Raw genomic sequence first — 21909 nt, forward strand, 5'->3', positions numbered from 1 at the left:
GCCTCACTGGTGCATAACCCACACTCGGTGCCCTTCTTTGGCACCGGATTAAAAGTACCAATCAAAAAAATCCGTCCCCGTATATATATGGGGCCGGATGCACAATACGTATTATTTCTGGAACTGTACGAACCACTGATCTTCGTCTTTTTTTATAGCAGTTCCAATCCACTTTGCATCAAAATAATGCTGTTGCTCGTCAGTATTTTCCATCAACACCATTTGGCTTTCACGAAAATGTTGATGTGCTATTGGTCGTTTGAAATCCTTCAACATTGTATACCGTAGTAAATCACCATATTTCATTTTTAGCGATACAATCTGAAAGCCAAGTGCAAATTTATCTTTTAAACTTGCTATATTAAAAGGGGCAACGGTTGCGCAGATATAAGGGTAACGCTTTTCATCCACTTCATCCATAATTACTTTTCCAAGTAATAATTGCAGGCCGTTACCTTGAAAATCAGGGTCTACATTCGTTATTTCAGAATATAAAACCAGCGGCCATTCATTTATCGCAAGTCCTGCATCTCTTCCTAAATGTTCCTCATCCAATTCAGGTGCTAACATGGCGCGGAATGCAATGAGTTGTCCATTTGAATAGGCCCCGATTAGAAGCCCTTTCCCATTTAAAATAATCAAGAATTCTTCTGTCGTTAAAGGTTGTAAAAATGACGTTATCGTTAATGCCCCAATGACTTTTCGTTGCAACGCTTGAATTTCTTCAAGATGACTTGCTGTAAGTCGTTTAATAGTTATTTCTTCGCCATTTTTCAATCGGTAGGACTGATTCATCCGATTACCTTCTCAGAGAACTGCGTTAACTCTTGAAGTACTTGCTCATCAATTTCGATGCCCAGTCCCGGTTTATTTGTTAAACGGATAAACGGAACGTCATACTGTAAATTACCGACATCTTTACTGAACTTCAATGGGCCTGTCAGTTCGACACTTGTAATTATCTTCTTTGAAAAAGCGACGTGGAACCCGGCAGCTGAACCAATGGAAGATTCGACCATTGAGCCGATTTGACATTCAATCCCAGCCATTTCCGCCATGACCGCAAGTTTCATAGCTGGGTAAATACCTCCGCACTTCATCAATTTAATATTCACTTTATCGGCAGCGCGTTTCGCTATGATTTCCCTCATATCACGCATCCCTCGTAATCCTTCGTCAATCATAACGGGTACTGCTGATTTAGATTTCACTTCAACCATACCATCGAAATCATCCGCAAGAACTGGTTGCTCCAGCCAATCTAGTGAACAGTTTTCCAGCTTTTGAAGTCCTTGTAATGTATTGGCACTCGTTTTCCATCCTTGGTTCACATCGACACGTATGGCAATGTCTTCACCAACACGATTTCGGACCGCTTGAATTCGTTTTACGTCATCTGCAACACAAGTACCGACTTTCATCTTCATGGAGCGATAACCACCCACTACTTTTTCTTCTGCTTCCTTTGCCATCTCTCCAGGAGAAGCAATGCTGAGTACATGTGTAATTGGAAATGCTTCATGATACTTTCCGCCAAGAAGATCATAAACGGGGATCCCTAAACTTTTACCCACAACATCGAAACAGGCAATATCGATTGCAGCTTTTGCTGTTGGAACGCCGTAAATGGCCGCATCCATTATATGATGAATCCGTTCCATATTTTTTGGATCTTCCCCAATAAGTTTCGGAGCTAACGTATTTTTCAATACCTGGAACGTTCCCCCCCAGCTTTCGCCTGTGACATGATCATCCGCAACACTTTCCCCATATCCTACAACTCCGGTGTCTGTTGTGAGCTTCACAATAATGGAAGGCATATAATCGTACGTCGCATAGCTGATTACAAATGGTTCATGTAGCGGTAAATGGATAGCATAAATTTCAATTTCAGTGATTTTCATCGAAAACATCCTTTTCTATTGTAACTTTCTGTTTTCCATTGTATCATCGTCGTTAAACAGTCGCTATTACTCGGAGGTCTTTTTGTGAAGATAAAAATAGCAGTCATCGGTTCAAATGATTTCTGTACGCGCATTGAAAAACTTACTGCCAATCGCAATGATGTTGAAATAATCGGCTATCGATACGAAGAGCCCAAGGATGCAATCGATTTGGTTCGTACACTTACACCAAGCGATGCACTTCTCTTTTCTGGATTGATTCCCTACTTTTTTGCCAAAGAGGCAATCGGGAATCTACCTATTCCTACTGTGTACATAGAACAGGATGAAGCAGCCATCGCTGCCACTTTACTAAATTTAACAATTCATAGCCATCTAGATTTGAATCGGTTATCAATTGATGTACGAAAAAGGGAACTCATTGAACAGGTGCTTTCTGATGCAAATCACCCGACGGAACAACCATTTATCCACGAGTTACGAGATGTGAGTACCATACAGGAAATTACAGATTATCATGCACAATTGTCCCTTCGTGGTCAGACGGACATTGCGATAACAAGCGTACATTCCGTTTACGAACAACTTAAACAACAACAAATTCCTGTTGTTAAAATAATTGACACGAAGAACACACTTCTGCAGACGATTGAACGTGTAAAGCAAAGCGCTTTTTTGAAGAAAAGCTATTCCGCCCAAACCGCGGTCGGCATTGTTAGCGCATTAACGACAGATGCAATTCTAGAAACGTTTGTAAAACGGCTTGCTAGCCAACTGCATGCGCATTGGAGTATCGAAAACAATGTCTATCTGTTATTCACGACAATGGGAAATATAAATTTTTCTTTGAAAAACCGTGAGTTTCTGAAGTTATTTCATACTAAAGGTATCGATGTCAGGCTCGCTTTCGGTTCTGGGGAATCTATCATCGATGCCACGGAAAATGCCTATTTCGCACTCGATTTCATCGAAAAAACAGGTAATCATTCTTTTTATATATTGGATTCAAATAAAAAACTTCTTGGTCCCTTTCCTCAAACGGATGGGATAATTGCAATGAAAACCAATGAGCCTGTACTCGTTGAGATGGCGAAAAAGACTTCATTAAGCCCTGCCAACATATCAAAACTACTCACATTCAGCCAATCCCGCGATTCAACTCAATTCACCGCTAATGATTTGGCGCTGCATTTAGAGGTATCCCGCAGGACCGCTGAACGCACACTGAAGAAACTTTTGAAATTCAGTTACGCAAAAATTGTTGGGGAAGAGATGGCCTATCGACAAGGCAGACCTAGGGCACTTTATGAACTTAACTTCCCTACTTATCTGTAAAATGAAAGGAAAGTTCACAATTCAACAGTGAACTTTCCTTTTGTTTTATGGATTTAAACTAACTTCTTCAGTTTCCAGTTCCATTTCGTAATTTGTTTCATGATCCCTTTCAACAAGCTCTTCTTTCGTCATTTTTACAACAGTAAAGCCTGTGAATGCATATAAAATTGAAATAATTGGAACGACAAAATTCAAAATTGCATATGGTCCATATTCAACAACGCCTACACCCAATGTTCCTAATATGAATACACCACATGTATTCCAGGGGATGAAAACAGAAGTTAACGTACCTCCATCCTCAAGTGCACGTGAAAGGTTCTTTGAATGTAGCCCTTTTTCCTTATACGTTTTACTGAACATCCGCGCTGGAACAACTATTGAGATATATTGTTCAGAACAGGTTGCATTTGTCATAAAACATGCCGCAATTGTTGTTGCAATTAGAGAACCTGTGGATTTCACTATTTTCAGCAACTGGTTCATAATCGATTGCAACATTCCTGAATACTCCAGAATACCGCCAAAGGTCATGGCGACAATTGTCATTGAAACGGTGTACATCATATTATCCAATCCACCGCCATTAAAAAGCCCATCCACCATTTCATTTCCCGTCGTTATTGAAAAGCCTTCTTGCAATGCTGTTATGGCATGTACTACCGTATCGCCTTGGATGAATACCTGCGACAAGAACCCTAATATAATCCCCACAATAAGCGCTGGAACAGCCGGTATCTTAAGCGCAACCATTAAAATGACTGCAAGAGGAACAAGTAACATGAATGGCGACACTATAAAACTCTCTTGTAATACCTTTGAAGTTTGTGCGATTTCGAGTGCTTCCGTTTTACCAGTTCCAAAGTTCCTTCCTAGGTATGCGTACACGCCAAGTGCAATCAGCAACCCGGGAATCGTTGTAAAGAACATATGCTTAATATGATCGAATAACTCCGTCCCTGTCAGACCCGCTGCCAAATTGGTCGTATCCGATAACGGGGACATTTTATCACCAAAGTAAGCGCCAGAGATTACCGCCCCTGCAATCATCCCTGCTGGAATACCCATACTGAGGCCTATTCCCATTCCGGCCACACCGATTGTAGCCATTGTCGACCATGAGCTACCGATTGCAAGCGATACAATTGCACAAATGATTGCAATTGTCACAAGGAACCATGCAGGCGTAATAATCTTTAATCCATAAAAAATCATCGTTGCGACAATTCCGCCACCCATCCAAGCACCAATTGTAAGCCCTACCAACATAATGATGACAACGGCTGGAAGCGCCAGTTTTATCCCTTTATACATCATTTCCTCAATTTCTTTCCATGTATAACCAGCCTTCCAGGCAACTAAAGCTGCTACTGTCGTCCCGACAATAAGTGGCATATGTGGACCTTGTCCCAATTGAACAACTGTTACTATCATAACGGCAATCATGATTAGAAGTGGCAATAGAGCCATCCAAAATTTTATCTCTTTCTTAGTTGATTGTTCCATACTAATCCCCCTACAAATGAAGTATTTCCAAAATTACTTATTGTCGCTTAATAGTCGTTATAAAGCATATTAAGTGCTTATTCACAGAATGTCAATACTATTTCAAGATACTTTGTAAGCGATTTCATAATGATAGGTTATATGTAAACTATTTTCCCCAGTGACTTTATCCCCAATTACGATCACCCACTTATTCTTCTTGTTTCCAAGAAGACTTGAAGTTGGGGGATCTTACTGCCCGTTAATGCGGGATAAAAATAGCAATGATACCTAACGTAAAAAAAATGTTAATTATAAATGGTCAATCCTTTTTTACTTGTCCATCTTCAACTATAATTAATGTAAGGCAATCACTGCAGTGATTCACTTTTTGTAGTTAACTATAAAAGATTCATCCTGCTTCTACACTTTTTCTTAAAGGAGATGCACGACTCGTATGGTGAAAAGTCATAAAAAAGAAACACTGGGACATATGATTTTACGGTATATTTTCATTTCAATTGGTGCTACATTGGCCGCTGTTGGACTCGAATTGTTTCTCATCCCTAATTCAGTAATCGATGGGGGTATTATCGGCGTCTCCCTCATCTTAAACTTCTTAACGGGTATTCCGTTCGGTGTGTTGATATTAATCGTCAACCTACCATTTCTTTTCTTCGGTTATAAACATATTGGCAAAAACTTTTTCTTCTCTTCTTCATATGCCATTGCACTACTTGCAATTGTCGAGTTCCCACTCAAATCCGTTGGTCCATTCGTAACCGATCCACTTCTCGCAACTGTTTTCGGTGGATTAATACTGGGTGCCGGTGTCGGGCTTGTTATTCGTCACGGCGGTGCGCTGGACGGAACAGAAATTCTTGGTATTTTGCTTACTAAGAAAATCCCCTATTCCGTTGGGGAATTCGTCATGTTTTTCAACATATTCATCTTCGGCTGGGCAGGTTTTGTCCTAGGCTGGGAGAAAGCCATGTACTCCATCCTTACATATTACATTGCTTCTAAAGCAATTGATGCCGTTATTCAAGGTCTGGATGAAACGAAAGCCGTTATCATTGTTTCAGATGAGTATGAGGAATTAGGTGCCGCTATCAATGAACGCCTTGGAAGAAGTGTCACAAAACTGCACGGGAAAGGCGGCTATAACGAAAGTGAAAAAGACGTCATTTACGTCGTCGTCACTCGTTTAGAAATTTCAAAATTGAAACAAATTGCCCACGACATTGACCCATCCGCCTTCCTAACAATCATGAACACACAAGAAACACACGGTGGAACGTTTAAAAGTGAAATACATTAAAGAAAAGCGATAGCGCCTGTTTTAGCCCCGACAAGCGCTGGAGGGTTTGAAATAATGACGCCTTTTGTCATTACTTTCAAAACCGAAGCGACTCGAGGGGCTAGGCGCTAGAGATAGCTAGTAAGAAAAGCGATGTTATTAAAAAATCCAAGGAATCCGGTTTGTTCCATTAACGACAATCAAACCAACATGTTCTTGCATAGTTTACAACTATGCAAGCATATTTGTATTTGATTATTGTTAGCAGACGTATAATCCTACTTAAAAATCCACAACATGATTGCATAGAGATACGGGGCTCCTCCCCCTATCACTTCTTTTCCTACTAAAAAAAGGAAGGAACTCAATCATGAAATTAAAGCATTTGTTTTCAACTCGTAATGGTCTTATAAAAGCGGGGATTACTTTGCTCACTTTATCTATTGTTGATGCGCTTTTAACCGATTTCGGCATTCGCAATAATCATATCAGTGAAGCGAACCCGCTTATGCGGTCGATTTATGATTCAAGCATTTTCAGCTTTTATGCGATTAAAATCATACTGCCACTCATTCTATTAAACGTAATTACTAAAATCGAACCCAAACTTTATATACGTCTCTTGGTTGGCTCTTCCCTTCTCATTTACACAGCTGTTTTATCGCTGCATGTATGGTGGATTTCAGTTATATCGACAATCCAATAGCCAACGGCCCTTTCTGTAACGGATGGGCTAAACGATAATAACTATCTATGTTGAACTACTGTTACTGTATAATCTCCTGCCGAAGACGATGAGCATTGTTTAAAGTACCCTATATGTCAATATAAATAATTCAGACCGCCAAATTATAATTTGGCGGTCTGAACTGGTCTATCGTGTATTAACAGATAACTAGTCTACTTACCCATTCAAAACAATATACTGGTGGTATCTGTTGAAATAGGGGATTCCGAATTCGTAGCGTTTGAATTGGTCTACATTCCCCATTTGCTTTATAACAGTTACTTAATTGTAATGATTATAAACAAATAACTAGTATTCATTAGAACTATTTGTTATAGTAATTGAGAAGGTAACGAACTTACTACATAAGGAGGCTTTTATCAATGTCCATCAATGAAAATGAAAACAAAAACAAGCTTACAACAGCCGCTGGAGCACCAGTCGTTGATAATCATAATTCGATGTCTGCTGGTCGAAGAGGCCCACTTCTACTACAAGATGTCTGGCTAATTGAGAAACTGGCGCATTTTGATAGAGAAGTTATTCCCGAACGCCGGATGCATGCGAAAGGTTCGGGTGCATATGGAACATTCACAGTAACAAATGATATTACCCAATATACAAAAGCAAAAATCTTTTCTGAAGTCGGGAAACAGACACCGATGTTTTCTCGTTTCTCTACTGTTGCTGGTGAACGTGGTGCAGCTGAAGCTGAACGTGATATCCGCGGGTTTGCTTTGAAATTTTATACAGAAGAAGGAAACTGGGATCTTGTCGGGAACAACACACCCGTATTCTTTTTCAGAGATCCTTTACATTTCCCGGATTTAAATCATGTTGTTAAACGGGATCCACGTACGAACATGCATAATGCAACATCCAATTGGGATTTCTGGACGTCGTTGCCTGAAGCGCTTCACCAAGTGACCATCGTCATGAGTGATCGCGGGATTCCTAAAACACTTCGTAATATGCACGGGTTCGGTAGCCATACATTCAGTATGATCAATGCCCAAAACGAACGTGTATGGGTAAAATTCCATTTCCAAACACAGCAAGGCATTGAAAATTTGACGGATGCAGAAGCAGTTGAACTCATTGGTCAAGACCGTGAGAGTCATCAACGTGACTTATTGGCTAGCATCGACCGCGGTGATTTCCCTAAATGGAAAATGTATATTCAAGTGATGACGGAAGACGAAGCAAACAACCTGCCTTATCATCCGTTTGACGTCACAAAAGTTTGGTATAAAAAAGATTTCCCACTTATCGAAGTAGGAGAATTTGAGTTGAACAAAGTTCCAGATAACTATTTTGCAGAAGTCGAACAAGCTGCATTTGCGCCATCATCTATTGTTCCAGGTATCGGATTCTCACCTGACAAGATGTTACAAGGCCGACTATTCTCTTACGGAGATGCACAACGCTATCGTTTAGGCGTCAACCACGCACAAATCCCAGTGAATGCACCTAAATGTCCGTTCCATAGCTATCATCGGGATGGTGCAATGCGTGTAGACGGTAACCAAGGCAGTAACGTGAATTATGAACCGAATAGCTACGGGGCTTATCAAGAACAACCCGATTTCAGAGAGCCACCACTTAAATTGGATGGTAACGGCGATCATTGGAGTTTCCGTGACGACGATGATGATTACTTCACACAGCCTGGTAAACTCTTTAACTTAATGGATGACTGCCAGAAGAAAGCATTATTCGAAAATACCGGACGTGCAATGGAAGGCGTACCAGATCCAATCAAAATCAAACATATCGTTCACTGCTACAAAGCAGATCCCGCTTATGGTGAAGGTGTAGCTAAAGCTACTGGCATTTCAATGAGCGATGTGTTTGTCAACTAAATTTCTCCACACAAAAAAGCGATAACCCAATCGGGCTATCGCTTTTTGTATGATTATTTTACTCTAATGCGGTTGCTGCGTTTCCCATCGATTTCCGTGGAGTTAATATACTTCCCCATTTCCAGCATCACTTTAACCGCTCCAGATGCTAGCTCATCATACTTAATTTGCTGTTCCATCATTGAAGCCCCCAATTAGTTGGCGTACTTGTTGAAATGCATCCTCATTATCAATTGCATTGATATCGATTTTCTGGTCTTCATTGTACTGATTGCTTGAATGTTCATATTTCGGATCGTAGTAGTATTCAAGTAAAAGTTTTGTGACAGAAAGGAAATCACCACTTTCAAAACCATTTTCAATTTGCCTACTTATTGGTGTATGGATATGTTTCTTGATGAGCTGAAAAGCTTCTTTAAAACGTTCGGGGTAGTTCGATGGCTGGTAATCATCCAGAATGTTTTGGGCTCTTGCTTCAAGAGGTAGGTGAATAAACAACTGCAATCCTTGTTCTTTTTTATCATTTAGAAATTGCGGCATGCTGACTTTACCAATCCGTCTACTTTCCCCTTCCATAACAACAAAGGGTTCTGCTTGAAACCTTGACAGTTCATGGATCAGTATTGAATCGAACTTCTTCTGATTGCTTGGTTCAAGTCCAATCTGTCCGAAGATGGACCCCCGATGCCCCGCCATCCCTTCAAGATCAAGAATCGGGTAACCTCCTTGCGCCAATCTTTTCAAAATAAGCGTTTTGCCGGATCCCGTATAGCCATTTAGTACATAGAGTTTCGGTTTGAATTCTTCTTTTTCAAGTTCATGTACGACCCATTGGCGATAAGATCTGACGCCGCCTGTAAGACGTTTTGCATGAATGCCCATCAAGTCGAGAACCGTTGCCGCTGTTTTACTGCGCATGCCGCCGCGCCAACAAAAAACAGTTATCGGTGTTTCGATTTGTTTAAAGGCTGCTATGAAGGCCGGTAACTTTTCTGAGAATATTTCCAAGCCTCTTTCTTTCGCCTCTTCTGCACCGACTTGTTTATAAATCGTTCCCACTTCGGCTCGTTCTTCGTCGTTGAAAACAGGTATATTGATGCTACCAGGCATTGTGGCTTCTTTAAACTCTTGAGGAGAGCGAACGTCAACCAATGTATGTGCTTTCTTTTTTTTCAATTCAACTAAATCAGCCAATGCTATATCACGAAACAAAGATTTCACCTTCTACTTTTCCAGAAATTTTCACAGTACTTGAATGCGTCCTTCATCTTCCTTCGTCACTTCGCCGATAATCCGTGCATCGACGCCTTTACTTTGCAGCTCGTCCACGAACGCTTCCGCTTCATCATCCCCAATGGAAATTAACAACCCACCTGAAGTGACCGCATCACAAAGAATCCATCGATCGATTTGGTCCAACGATTCGGGATATGTAACAATACCCGCGATATGTGCAAAGTTGTTTTTCGTTCCACCCGGCACGGATCCCGCTTCAGCCAGCTCTTTGACACGCGGTAGAATTGGCACTTGGTTGTAATGTATGCGAAGACCTACGCCACTTCCCTTCGCCATTTCTGAAGCATGGCCGAGAAGTCCAAAGCCCGTTACATCCGTTGCGGAGTGAACGGCGTAATTCCCCATTACTTCAGCGGCTGTCTTATTAAGTGTCGTCATCACTTTTGTAACAGCTGAGATTTCTTCTTCAGAAAGTAAACCGTTTTTAAGTGATGTCGTGCATATTCCTACACCAATCGGCTTGGTCAATACCAATTTATCACCCGGTTTCGCACCCGAATTTGTTCTGATTTTATCTGGATGAATAACACCTGTTACCGCCAGACCGAATTTCGGCTCCTTATCATCTATTGAATGGCCACCGACTAACGTAACGCCCGCTTCATTTAACTTATCCCCAGCACCGCGTAAAATGGCTGCCAAAATCTCTTTATCTAAAGTTGCGATTGGAAACGCTACGATATTAAGTGCAGTAATCGGCGTTCCACCCATTGCATATACATCGCTGATCGCATTCGTTGCCGCAATTTGCCCGAAATCGTATGGATCATCGACAATCGGTGTAAAGAAATCAACGGTTTGAACGATGGCTGTCGTATCATTTATACGGAAGACCCCCGCATCATCGCTTGTATCGAGTCCCACGAGCAAGTTCGGGTTAGAAGCGGCAGGAGGAAGCGTTCGTAATACCACCTCAAGATCTGCAGGACCTATTTTACAACCACATCCTCCTTTTGAGGAAAGAGATGTGAGTTTTATGGAATTGGAATTAGTCAAATTAAATCATCCTTTCTTTTACATATCTACAGTTTATTTTAACACAGAAAGTTCTACAGCCTGCTATAAGCGATACCGCTAAGTACCTAAGCATTGCCTGATTGGATCCAGATTGTTATCCAATCCGACAAATGGAAGGGGATGATGGGGATTTCTCCTTGTAAAAATTGCTTTATAAAAGCACAAAAGCACCTCATCATCAAACAGCGATGCGAGCTGTTGATGATGAGGTGCTTTTTTATAGTACGAAATGAAAATCCTACATACGTATGAAGATTCCACGTATAAAATACAGAATTTCAATCCATTTCTATTGTGTTTTTCAATTGTTTTATATGACGTTTTTCATGAAGACCGACAAATGGAAACCATTGCGTTAGTGGAATCTGACCAAAAAGTGGATGCTTGGATGATTTTTCTCGGAATTGTTCTTTGGTGCCTGACTCATAGACATCCATTAAAAATAGGCGTGATTCGTGCAACGCTTCTTTCATCATCTCTACCGTTTTAAAATCATCAGTTGGTAAAGTATGACTCGGGGCTTCCACTTTAATAACACGATTCGTAGAGATGACAATCGGCTTTTTCATCACTTTAAGGCTTTCAGAACTTTTCAATTCCCTTGCAATGCTTTTTGCAATGACTGTTTCCATGAGCACGAGATGTTCTAAAATTTGTTTGGGAGACCATCCGCCATTTGAAGGTTTCTTATTAAATTTCTCATCTGTTAATCCTTCGATTGCTTTATATAGCTCTTTGCGGATTTTTGTATTTTCTTTTAAAAACATCTTAATCTCTCCTTTGTATAGCTCGTGACTTGGAGTCTATGTCCCGCAAGTTGGTCGTATGACCTTAACCTGCTGTCAATTTGCGTACGCTTATGATTTTTCCTACCACATTGTATCACGATTGTCGCATTAACTATATGCTTCCCGTTAATATGTAAAAGTAACTTTCTTTGAAATAGTGACATAGTTTGCACTTGGATGGATGGGGGTGATTATTTAGTGGCCGCGGGCGCTCATTCTCACGCGACAAGCGCTCATTCGAACGGCTTTCGCGATCATTCCTGCGCGGCTGGCGCTCATTCGAACGGCTTTCGCGATCATTCCCACGCGGCTGGCGCTCATTCGAACGGCTTTCGCGATCATTCCCACGCGACAGGCGCTCATTCGGACGGCTTTTGCGATCATTCGCCCTCGAAAATCCTATTTAGTATGGTCAATTCTCTTTTTACTCCCGCCTAATCCCTTCATTCATAGAGCTCTAGTTTAATTTTTTACTGATGTCTAGATTAATTCATGGTAGTATTAAAGATGGAGTATTTAGACATTAGGACCCACCCGGTTTCCAAGACTCCTATTCAATCGTTCTAATTGAAATTCCGCTCATAATAGCTCATTATTAGCACTAGTGAAATGAAACTACATTAGTTGAAGGAAGTCGTTTATGTCTGAGGAAAATGTTACGAAACTCATTGTTGGCGATAAGGAAATCATCTTAATCGGCACAGCGCATGTGTCAAAACAAAGTGCAGAACAAGTAAAAGCTGTCATTGAAGCAGAACGACCTGATTCCGTATGTATCGAGCTTGACGAACAAAGATATCAATCAATTATGGACGGCAGCAAATGGAAAGAAACAGATATATTCGTCGTTATAAAGGAGAAAAAAGCCTCCTTATTATTAATGAATCTAGCCATTTCTTCTTTCCAAAACCGCTTGGCAAAACAATTCGATATCAAACCTGGACAAGAGATGATTCAGGGTATTGAATCCGCAAAAGATGCGGGTGCAGAATTGATACTAGCAGATCGTAATATTCAAACTACGTTTTCCCGGATTTGGCATAATCTTGGTTTCGTGGGGAAATCACAAATACTCATGTCCGTCATCTTCAGCATCTTCGATAAAGAAGAAGTAACAGAAGAAGATTTGGAAAAAATGAAATCAAAAGACATGCTGAATTCAGTTCTCGCTGATTTCACAGAGTCATTTCCAAAACTAAAAACACCATTGATCGATGAACGGGATCAGTACCTTGCTCAGAAAATTAAAGATGCACCTGGGAAAAAAGTAGTCGCCGTTTTAGGCGCTGCACATGTGCCTGGTATATCAAAAGAAATCCATAACGAGCATGATTTAGAAAAGCTATCCGAAAAGCCACCTAAATCAAAATGGCCCACTATAATCGGTTGGATGATTCCATTATTAATTGTCGGGCTAATCGTATTTACATTCTTTATGAATCCGTCTGCCGGTCTAGATCAGACCATTAGCTGGTTTTTATGGACAGGATCGTTGGGTGCTATTGGAACAATCTTCGCTTTAGGTCATCCACTTGCAGTCCTTACGTCATTTGTTGCCGCACCTTTTACGGCTTTGCATCCATTACTTGCAGTCGGCTGGTTTTCGGGAATTGTTCAGGCGTATTTCCGCAGACCGCACGTAAGTGATTTCGAAAAATTATCTGAAGATGTTTTTTCCATAAAAGGATTTTGGAACAATAAGGTTACACGTGTCTTGCTAGTCGTCGTATTGGCCAACTTGGGTGCTTCAATAGGTACTTTCATCGGCGGTGCAGACGTCATTCGTATCTTCTTTAAAAATCTATAAGAAAAGCGTCAGGTGCACATCACCCGAAAGTTAAGGGTGTATGCGTGACTTGGCGCTTTTTTATGACCTAGTCTCCCTTTTTCAAATAAGATAAGTACTATTTCACATATTGAAAGAAAGCGTTTTGGATAGTCAATCCGGAAAGGATATATATGGGCCTAAGCACAAAAAACAATAAAAAACGACTATCAGGCTTTTTGCCCGTTTAGTCGCTTTTCTTCTCTTTGCAGAGAAACCACTCGTTTCTCTCCGCTTGCCACTCTTTTCGGCTTCGTTTTCCTTTGATGATCATCTAACAACGCTTGTAAATTCACAATATCAATCATTTATTTCCCCTCCGTTTCATCCACACTCACGTAGTATATGGAATGAAAAGGGAAAGGATACACTAACTCAATATGTTATATTCTTCTGAAAACACAAACAAGGATAACCATATGATTAACGACTATGCTGGTATTCGCGAGGTTCTCGTACTCTTACTTCTAAATGACATCAAGTTGAATAGTTCAAGCCTTTTTGACAAATTCAGATTTTAGTTTCATAGCCCCGAAGCCATCAATTTTACAATCAATATCATGATCGCCGTCGACCAAACGTATACTTTTTACTTTTGTACCCACCTTCACGACAGACGAACTTCCTTTTACTTTAAGGTCTTTGATGACTGTTACAGCATCACCATCATTCAAAATATTTCCATTCGCGTCTTTAACGACCTTTTTCTCTTCACTAGTTTCAGCTGCCGATTCCAAAGACCACTCATGCGCACATTCAGGGCAAATCAAAAGATCCCCATCTTCGTATGTGTATTCGGAATTACATTTCGGGCAATTAGGCAAATCAATCATCTTTCATTTCCTCCATTCAGTGAATCTGGTACACAATCCATTCAGTATAAGCGAACATAAGTGATTGGACAACTTTCTCTAAACCTATTTAAGTTGAACAATTAAGTATCTATACAAACTAAGTGTAGGCGCCTTAAAAGGGGTAGCCGAAGCCGCAAGACTGTCAGCGAAGCTGTCTGGCTTGTGGCGGGAGGCATCCCCTAGCGCCGTAGCGGCTTCAATGGAATTCTATAATTCAACCTATATATGGAGGGATTTTTGTAGAATAAAAAAGATTTACGTTTGAAAGGAATACAAGCCGACAGTTCAGTATATTAATACAAATTTGATAACAATGTTGACAATGCCACTTTAAAGCGCTTACAATAGTAGATAGCTAGTAGTAAATAGGCATTATGAAAAAGAAGGTATTCAACCATGAGTCAAGAAATTCTTATCGGAAAGGTTGCTATACTGCTAGCAACCTTGGAAGAAAGTGAAACCGCCCCTTTTCAGCCTTTACTAAAAGGCGTTCATTACTGCCGGGGTAAGGTCGGCGCGATGAATATGGAAAAGGTGATTGCGGCCGTTGAAACCGCAGCTACACGTGAAAACTTAATCACTGAAAATCTGTATAGGGAAAATCACGCACTCTACCATGCAATCTTAGAAGCACTAGAAGGTGTGACTAGGGGGCAGTTTGCAATCGGGGATATGAAACGTACAGTTGGACTTCGTTTTGCAGTTGTAAGAGGCAGACCATATACGGATAAAAGAGAAGGCGAATGGATAGCCGTTGCCTTCTACGGTACGATTGGTGCCCCAGTAAAAGGACTAGAGCATGAAGCAATGGGACTCGGTGTTAATCATATTTAATCCAATATGATTGAATGACAATTAAATACAAGTATCATTGCCTATAGTGACTAGTTATCAGGAGGCGATGATGGCATTTTCGTATGCCATCATCGCCTCTTTCTGTTCGAAAAGAAGGTTTTTCAATTTGGGTTGTTGCTTTACTAAAGCATCTAGCACTTTAAGTGGAGTAGAATATCTTTTACACAACAAAACAGGAGGTCTTTATAATGATTGAGTTAACAGGAAGTACACTAACATTGGAACAAATTCGCCGGGTATGCTATGAAATGGAAACGATTCAAATCGCCCGCTCAAGTATGGAAAAGGTTCGTTCAAGCAGAGCTGCCGTTGAAAGAATTGTAAAAGAAAAAAAAGAAGTATATGGAATTAATACCGGCTTCGGTAAATTTAGCGATGTAACAATTGCCGAGGAAGACGTTGCCCCTTTACAACTTAATCTTATTCGTTCACATGCGTGCGGTGTAGGAGAACCATTCCCTGAAATTGTGTCCCGTGCAATGATTTTATTACGATTAAATGCATTATTAAAAGGTTTTTCTGGTGTGCGACCAATTGTAGTAGAGACACTTGCGGAACTAGTAAATAAGCAGGTACATCCGGTTATTCCCCAACAAGGCTCGCTTGGTGCTTCAGGAGATTTAGCGCCTTTATCGCATTTGGCACTCGTCTTGGTTGGTGAAGGTGAAGTATTTGATAAGGGTCAAATCTGTGCAGCAGGCGAAGTGTTAACTAGAGAGGAAATAGAGCCGATTGTGTTACAAGCTAAAGAAGGTCTTGCTTTGATCAACGGAACGCAAGCAATGACCGCAATGGGCGTTATCAATTACTTAGAAGCCGAAAAAATCGCTTATCAAAGCGAATGGATTTCCGCAATGACGCTTGAGGGGCTTGAAGGAATAATTGACGCATTTCATCCTGCTATTCAGGAAGTTCGCGGTTATCCACAGCAGATTGAAGTTGCTGCACGTATGCGCGGTCTTCTTCAGGATAGTCAACTTACTACTCGTCAAGGTGAGAAAAGAGTGCAGGATGCTTATTCGCTTCGCTGTATTCCGCAAGTACATGGTGCAACATGGCAGGCACTTGATTATGTAAAAGAAAAATTAGAGATTGAGGCAAATGCGGCAACGGATAATCCGTTAATCTTTGATGATGGTGAAACTGTCATTTCCGGCGGTAACTTCCATGGTCAACCAATTGCTTTTGCGATGGATTTCATGAAAATAGCGGTAGCGGAGCTAGCAAATATTTCTGAACGACGAATTGAACGATTGGTAAATCCTCAATTAAGCGATTTACCGCCATTTTTAAGCCCAGAGCCTGGTCTCCAATCAGGAGCAATGATCATGCAATATGCGGCAGCATCGCTTGTCTCTGAAAACAAGACATTGGCACATCCGGCAAGTGTCGACTCGATTCCCTCGTCCGCAAATCAGGAAGATCACGTTAGCATGGGGACAATCGGCTCCCGTCATGCGTCGATGATTATTCAAAACGTACGGAATGTCTTAGCTATCGAATGCATCTGTGCACTTCAGGCTGTCGAATTCCGTGGCATTGACAAAATGGCTTCACGTACACGGGAAAAATGTGTACAATTACGATCGTTCGTACCATCAATTACAGAAGATCGGATCTTCTCGCAGGATATCAAACAAATTTCAGAATGGCTGAAAGTTAATTCTTAACTACTGACTCTTGCATGGTATTACTCGGGGTTATTGCAGCAATGGTATTGTGAGACAAGTGTGTGGTATGCACCAGCGAAGGCGCCTTAAAAGGGGTAGCCGAAGCAATAAGCCGGGCAGGCGAACTTCTGCCCGGCTTATTGCGGGAGGCATCCCCGAAGCGCCGAAGCGGTAGACAACGGAAGTCTTTATTTCATGAACCCTGTTGTTCATCAAGAACTACCCGAATCCTTCTTCAAAGACTTTTTCCTTACCCCATATACAACAGCAAGCAATAGAGGAAGAACAACACCAACAAACAGCGAAAAGTAAGTACCTGTCGTCTCATCCCAATTTACTTGATACGAAATAGAAGGATAGATAATAATAGAAAGAAATACCGCAATCATTCCTAAAGGCAATGTCAACGGGCGGTAGTCTTTAATATTTAAAAGTTGTGCAATCCCCAAAACAGAAGCATAAAAATAAAGAACCGCTTTAAAATAAACGGAAATAATCCAAAGAGTAGACGATACTGCCTCAATCCGCTGTATGAAGTCTCCAACATTTATCCTTTTGGTCAGTTCATAGCTCGCATAGATTTCCCTTGCCGTTTTCTCCGGACCAAGAACAGAAATACATAGAAATGTAACGATGATGATGACAATCCCGCCTATTAAATTCCCAATAATAAATGACTTTTTCGCATGCTTTACCTTGTTAATAAACGCAGGGAAAACCATTAATAATACAACAGCGTTGGAAGATGCTACCGCTACGTAAAATATGGACGATTTAATAATTTTTTTTGCTTCCGCTTCAAATACCGGTTGAATATTTTCAATTTGGATTCCAGGCGCTATTAAAACGACTAACGACAAAAATAGAATAAGAAAAACAAAAAATAAGATTTCCGCAGATCGTGCAATCGTTTCCAATCCAAGCCGGACGCCCATCACTATAATTCCCATCATAAGAATATTAAGAGCAACAAGGGGCGTATTAGGCATTACATGTATGTTCAAGAATGTACCAGAATAATATAAAAGACTTGCTGTATAAAGGAATGCCATGATTATAACTAAAAGAGAAAGGACCTTGCCCACCCATTTCCCAAAAACCTTTTCATTCAACTGAACATAAGTGAGGCTTGGAAACCAAAGAGCTATCGTTGTATATAGCCAAATGACTAATAATCCAATTCCTGTACCAATAATAACGGTAATCCAAGCATCCTGATCCGTATCGGCAGCCAAAGCCGATGGAATCGTTAAAATACTCGTACCAACCGTAAATAGTATTACTAAAATTAAAAATTGACTGGAATTAATTTTAACATTTTGCATCTTTGATTTTCACACCCCACTTATCCTGTTAGTTCAACAATCGACTCATTGTATCTACTATTGGTTTGAAAATGAATGAAAGTAGCTCCAGTGGATTCGGAATCGTTTTCCCTAATCCTAGAGCAATACCCAATACAACCCCAATTAAAAGAAAAGTTGCAAATGCTACTAACTCTTTTTTTCGCTTTTTTTCTAAGAGAGGGGGAACTTCAATCTTGGCAATGATAGCTGCGATTAAGAGGATTCCTGCACCTTTTAGTATGATTATTCATTCCTTTACTCTTTTTAAGAATGAATTGCTTAACGTACCGGTATTATGAAGTTTCATATTCACCTCAATATTCACGGTTAGCTCGGAAAACTCCTCATTCCACTGTTCCTTAATCTTTTTCCACTCTTTAGGATTTGATCGATGAATCGCTTTACCAAATCCGAAAATATCTGATTCATATTTGTTTTGTAACGTATCAATGGTCTCATTAATAATTCCTTTCAATTCTTTTTCATAAATTTTTTCTAGTGTATCAATTGTTTCTGTTTCTTTAAGATCAATTTTACATTCCACTGCCCCTACATTTCCTTCCGCCTCAATGGTGAGATCCACTTCGGGACTTCCGTTTTTAAACTTGCCTTTCATATCTGTATTGAAGTCAATTACTTCAATACTGGCTTCCCCCTCACCAGGACAAGATATAGGCATTACGGTAGACTTTACCGAATTGGTAATATCGTTATACCCTCTGCTTTCACGTTCAGTCAGCCATCCAATTAGTTTATTTCCTTTAAAAACCGCCAAATAATCATAGGTAATTGTGGCGGAAGGAGTTATTGTTTCTACATTTTGTTTGCTTGGTCCTACTTCTTGATCTCCTTTTACCTCAATTCCCGTTAACACGGCGTTCTTTCCTTCACTTGTAAGATCTGCTATCAACTCATCCAATGTAATGCCCTTTGTCGAGGCTAAGCTGGATTCAGACGTTTTAAGTGTGTTGAACATTTTATTGGCAGGTATGTTTTCAATCGTTGTTGAAACATTTAATATTTCTGTAGCTGTTTTATCTTTCGCGATAACAACATAGAAATCAGATCGAAGCTCCCAATCCCTTGCCAGTAAATCAAGGGATTCACTAATCCCTTCTTTGGCTAATTCTTCACCAAGTACAAGCATCCGAAGATGTCCAGGATATATTTTTCTAGGTGATTCATTCGTCATTTTTCGAAGTGCTTCATACACCGTTTCGCCTTTCGCGCGAAAGAGCGTTACCGGTGAGCTTCCCGTACTAGATTTCGGGGAGACTTCCGAGGGTACGACTACTTGTGCAGATACTTCGTATTCGCCTTCAATTTTATCAATTCCTAACGCCAATGTAATGGCTAGCTCATTTAATTCCCTTCTGTCCCAACACCCCGTAAGAAATAAACTGAAAATCAAAAGGACAAACACATATCTTTTCATCAATTAATCTCCTTCTAACTCATTTCTGTTTGTTGGGTCTGGTTTTGCATCAGCTGGACTTTGTTGTCTAACCACATCTTTTTGATTGATCAGACGAGGACGTGTGAACATTTTCCATCTTGGCAAACGAATCAATGTATCTTTTTGATTGGACATATTGAATGGAGCTAATGGAGACATATAAGGAACGCCAAAAGAACGTAAGCTGCATAAATGCAGAATTAGTGCGATAAAACCAACCGTAATGCCAAACAAGCCAAATGAGGCAGCTGCAATCATAAATGCAAACCGTAAAAGCCTAACAGCAATCGCTATGTCATAAGTAGGCGAAACAAAACTCGCAATAGCGGTCAATGAAACAACGATTACCATTGCGGCGGAGATTATTCCTGCCTCTACCGCTGCCGTACCAACTACAAATGCTCCCACAATAGACATGGCCGACCCGATAGACCTTGGCATTCTAACCCCAGCTTCACGTAAAAGTTCAAAGGTCAATTCCATAAGCATCGCCTCTACAAATGCTGGAAATGGAACCCCTTCTCGTTGGGCGGTGAGACTCATAAGAAGGGCCGGCGGTAGCATTGCCTGATGAAAAGTTGTAATGGCGATAAAAAGTGAAGGTGCAAACAAAGCAATTGATAATGCAAAAAAACGAAGAAGGCGAATGAAACTCGCAATATCAGCACGTTGGTAATAGTCTTCTGAGGCTTGAAAAAATTGAACGAATAATGCAGGGACGATTAGCACAAATGGGGTCCCGTCAACCAAAATAGCAACGCGTCCTTCCAAAAGTGCAGCAGCTACGATATCGGGACGTTCCGTATTGTAAATGGTGGGAAATGGCGAATACGGTGAGTCCTCAATTAGTTCCTCAATATAACCACTCTCGAGAATGCCATCAATGTCAATCTGATCTAAACGTAAACGTACCTCTTCGACTACCTTGTCATTTGCAACGCCATTTAAATACATCATGGCAATGCTTGTTTTCGTTTTCCTCCCAATCACTTTTGACTCGGTCCATAGATTCGGATCTTTCAACCTTCGGCGTACTAAGGCAGTATTTATACGAATATTTTCAGAAAACCCTTCGCGTGGCCCCCTCACAACGGTCTGGGCTGACGGTTCCGTTACTCCCCGCTCGGCCCATTGCTTATTGGAAATGATCAACCCTTGAGCATATCCATCGATTAAAATAATTGTATCTCCTGATAAAAGACCGGTATAAAGTACATCGAAACTTGTGAGATCTTCTATTTCTCCGACTGTCATAGCGTAGTCTTTTAACACATTAATAAGATCTTTTCCTGCGGACATCTTTTTTTGTAATTCGTTTCCTTTGTTATCTATCATAAGCGTTTCTAAAATAAAGTTTTGTAAGGAAGGGGTGTCAGTTAATCCATCTGTAAAAATAATGCCTGCCTTGATTGTTCCTTCTTTCCCAATTCGAATTTCTCGAAAGATAATATCTGAGCTTTCGCCAAGTGAATCTTTTAAAATTTTTATATTTGCTTGAAGATCAGTTTTTAAAGCATTCTTTTGATCGGGATTTTGCTTTTGACTCGGTAAAGGAGTAGAGGATTTTAACCCATCACTATTTTTCTTTCTAAAAAAACGCATAATCTCCCTCTTTTACTGGCACAATTTTGTGTGGCTTTTCTACTTTCCATATTTTTCAGCATGAGCGATTTCTTTTGTTTTTATACGTTTGGATGGCCATCTGTTCTGACTATTTTATAAGGTAGCATTTGAGGTACCTAAGCTTTCATCTATCTTGAAAATTTCGTGCATGGGTATCCGTTATTATCACTTCGAATTTTTTCAAAGAAAAAAACACCCATTCAATATGGATGTTCATCTATACTTTGCTTACATACTCATTCGGATTTCAAACTAAAAAGTATAAGAAAAATTCCAGCAAACAGACAAACCATTCTTGTTAATGAAATCTTATCAGCCAGACCGAGTAATGCTATCCCCGTTGTAACAATTAAAATAACGGGGCCCACTAAGGCAAGTAGCGTATTAATATAAAAGGCTTTTTCTAAATCATTGAATTTATACATTAAAGCCGCAGCTGTTATTTCTATACTGCCTGAAATAAGTCTTAACATGATGATGAATAGAAGCGCCCTTTCAATAACAGTAACCACATCCCCCGAATTAATTCATACCTTTTATATATGCTATTAATTCGAGGATTATCT

General features: G+C 40.4%; 20 protein-coding genes. 7 read left to right on the plus strand and 13 right to left on the minus strand.

All coding sequences use genetic code 11. The features are described from left to right. Nucleotides 1-111: 111 nt before the first annotated feature. Together FILTAD_RS08780 and FILTAD_RS08785 are read right to left on the minus strand one after the other, a co-directional pair. The gene (locus FILTAD_RS08780; protein ID WP_124070197.1) at nucleotides 112-795 is read right to left on the minus strand and encodes a GNAT family N-acetyltransferase; all 684 of its coding nucleotides are present in this window, start codon (nucleotides 793-795) and stop codon (nucleotides 112-114) included. Continuing rightward, nucleotides 792-1904, minus strand: coding sequence for a mandelate racemase/muconate lactonizing enzyme family protein (locus FILTAD_RS08785; RefSeq protein WP_124070376.1), 1113 nt, complete (start codon nucleotides 1902-1904; stop codon nucleotides 792-794). The genes FILTAD_RS08780 and FILTAD_RS08785 overlap by 4 nt, the downstream gene beginning before the upstream one ends. Before the next feature lie 84 nt (nucleotides 1905-1988). On the opposite strand from FILTAD_RS08785, the gene FILTAD_RS08790 reads away from it, so the two are divergent. Then, entirely contained in the window at nucleotides 1989-3239 is a 1251-nt protein-coding gene (locus FILTAD_RS08790; protein WP_124070199.1) for an HTH domain-containing protein, read from the plus strand. A 45-nt stretch (nucleotides 3240-3284) separates the two neighbouring features. On the opposite strand, the gene nhaC is transcribed toward FILTAD_RS08790, so the two are convergent. Then, a complete protein-coding gene (nhaC, locus tag FILTAD_RS08795; protein WP_124070200.1) occupies nucleotides 3285-4745 on the minus strand; it encodes a Na+/H+ antiporter NhaC in 1461 nt (486 codons plus the stop codon). Nucleotides 4746-5181: 436 nt separating this feature from the next. Between nhaC and FILTAD_RS08800 the strand changes: the two genes are divergently transcribed. The 3 genes from FILTAD_RS08800 to FILTAD_RS08810 all read left to right on the plus strand — a co-directional run bounded on the left by FILTAD_RS08800 (nucleotide 5182) and on the right by FILTAD_RS08810 (nucleotide 8613). Then, nucleotides 5182-6045, plus strand: coding sequence for a YitT family protein (locus FILTAD_RS08800; RefSeq protein WP_124070202.1), 864 nt, complete (start codon nucleotides 5182-5184; stop codon nucleotides 6043-6045). 349 nt (nucleotides 6046-6394) lie between these two features. Continuing rightward, nucleotides 6395-6730 (plus strand): DUF5658 family protein, encoded by a 336-nt coding sequence (locus tag FILTAD_RS08805; RefSeq protein ID WP_124070204.1) that lies wholly within the window; start codon nucleotides 6395-6397, stop codon nucleotides 6728-6730. A gap of 404 nt (nucleotides 6731-7134) precedes the next feature. Further along, on the plus strand, nucleotides 7135-8613 hold the full coding sequence (locus FILTAD_RS08810; RefSeq protein WP_124070206.1) for a catalase: 1479 nt from the start codon (nucleotides 7135-7137) through the stop codon (nucleotides 8611-8613). A gap of 53 nt (nucleotides 8614-8666) precedes the next feature. On the opposite strand, the gene FILTAD_RS16200 is transcribed toward FILTAD_RS08810, so the two are convergent. The 4 genes from FILTAD_RS16200 to FILTAD_RS08825 form a co-directional block, all read right to left on the minus strand. After that, the gene (locus FILTAD_RS16200) at nucleotides 8667-8792 is read right to left on the minus strand and encodes a hypothetical protein (protein WP_282432578.1); all 126 of its coding nucleotides are present in this window, start codon (nucleotides 8790-8792) and stop codon (nucleotides 8667-8669) included. Next, nucleotides 8776-9825: a tRNA 2-selenouridine(34) synthase MnmH gene (gene mnmH, locus FILTAD_RS08815; protein WP_124070208.1), complete on the minus strand. Its 1050-nt coding sequence runs from the start codon at nucleotides 9823-9825 to the stop codon at nucleotides 8776-8778. Before mnmH ends, FILTAD_RS16200 begins: the two co-directional genes overlap by 17 nt. Before the next feature lie 30 nt (nucleotides 9826-9855). Continuing rightward, on the minus strand, nucleotides 9856-10905 hold the full coding sequence (gene selD / locus FILTAD_RS08820; RefSeq protein WP_124070210.1) for a selenide, water dikinase SelD: 1050 nt from the start codon (nucleotides 10903-10905) through the stop codon (nucleotides 9856-9858). 299 nt (nucleotides 10906-11204) lie between these two features. Further along, entirely contained in the window at nucleotides 11205-11693 is a 489-nt protein-coding gene (locus FILTAD_RS08825) for a DinB family protein (RefSeq protein ID WP_124070212.1), read from the minus strand. A gap of 661 nt (nucleotides 11694-12354) precedes the next feature. On the opposite strand from FILTAD_RS08825, the gene FILTAD_RS08830 reads away from it, so the two are divergent. Beyond that, nucleotides 12355-13521: a TraB/GumN family protein gene (locus tag FILTAD_RS08830; protein ID WP_124070214.1), complete on the plus strand. Its 1167-nt coding sequence runs from the start codon at nucleotides 12355-12357 to the stop codon at nucleotides 13519-13521. Between the two features lie 188 nt (nucleotides 13522-13709). Here the strand turns inward: FILTAD_RS08830 and FILTAD_RS15815 are convergent, their stop codons facing one another. After that, nucleotides 13710-13847 (minus strand): hypothetical protein, encoded by a 138-nt coding sequence (locus FILTAD_RS15815; protein ID WP_160117590.1) that lies wholly within the window; start codon nucleotides 13845-13847, stop codon nucleotides 13710-13712. Between the two features lie 183 nt (nucleotides 13848-14030). Beyond that, entirely contained in the window at nucleotides 14031-14372 is a 342-nt protein-coding gene (locus FILTAD_RS08835; RefSeq protein WP_124070216.1) for a zinc ribbon domain-containing protein YjdM, read from the minus strand. A 417-nt stretch (nucleotides 14373-14789) separates the two neighbouring features. Between FILTAD_RS08835 and hutP the strand changes: the two genes are divergently transcribed. Together hutP and hutH are read left to right on the plus strand one after the other, a co-directional pair. After that, complete coding sequence (hutP, locus tag FILTAD_RS08840) at nucleotides 14790-15227, plus strand: histidine utilization transcription antiterminator HutP (protein WP_124070218.1); 438 nt, start codon at nucleotides 14790-14792, stop codon at nucleotides 15225-15227. A 209-nt stretch (nucleotides 15228-15436) separates the two neighbouring features. Next, a complete protein-coding gene (hutH, locus tag FILTAD_RS08845; protein WP_124070220.1) occupies nucleotides 15437-16918 on the plus strand; it encodes a histidine ammonia-lyase in 1482 nt (493 codons plus the stop codon). Nucleotides 16919-17130: 212 nt separating this feature from the next. Here hutH and FILTAD_RS08850 read toward each other — a convergent pair whose 3' ends face one another. The 4 genes from FILTAD_RS08850 to FILTAD_RS08870 form a co-directional block, all read right to left on the minus strand. After that, complete coding sequence (locus FILTAD_RS08850; protein ID WP_124070222.1) at nucleotides 17131-18243, minus strand: GerAB/ArcD/ProY family transporter; 1113 nt, start codon at nucleotides 18241-18243, stop codon at nucleotides 17131-17133. 268 nt (nucleotides 18244-18511) lie between these two features. Beyond that, on the minus strand, nucleotides 18512-19699 hold the full coding sequence (locus tag FILTAD_RS08860) for a Ger(x)C family spore germination protein (protein WP_124070223.1): 1188 nt from the start codon (nucleotides 19697-19699) through the stop codon (nucleotides 18512-18514). Between the two features lie 3 nt (nucleotides 19700-19702). Beyond that, nucleotides 19703-21322: a spore germination protein gene (locus FILTAD_RS08865; protein ID WP_124070225.1), complete on the minus strand. Its 1620-nt coding sequence runs from the start codon at nucleotides 21320-21322 to the stop codon at nucleotides 19703-19705. A gap of 257 nt (nucleotides 21323-21579) precedes the next feature. Continuing rightward, nucleotides 21580-21855 (minus strand): YqhV family protein, encoded by a 276-nt coding sequence (locus FILTAD_RS08870; RefSeq protein ID WP_238988199.1) that lies wholly within the window; start codon nucleotides 21853-21855, stop codon nucleotides 21580-21582. Nucleotides 21856-21909 lie beyond the last annotated feature (54 nt).

It is taken from the genome of Filibacter tadaridae (assembly GCF_900609045.1).
GTDB lineage: Bacteria > Bacillota > Bacilli > Bacillales_A > Planococcaceae > Sporosarcina > Sporosarcina tadaridae.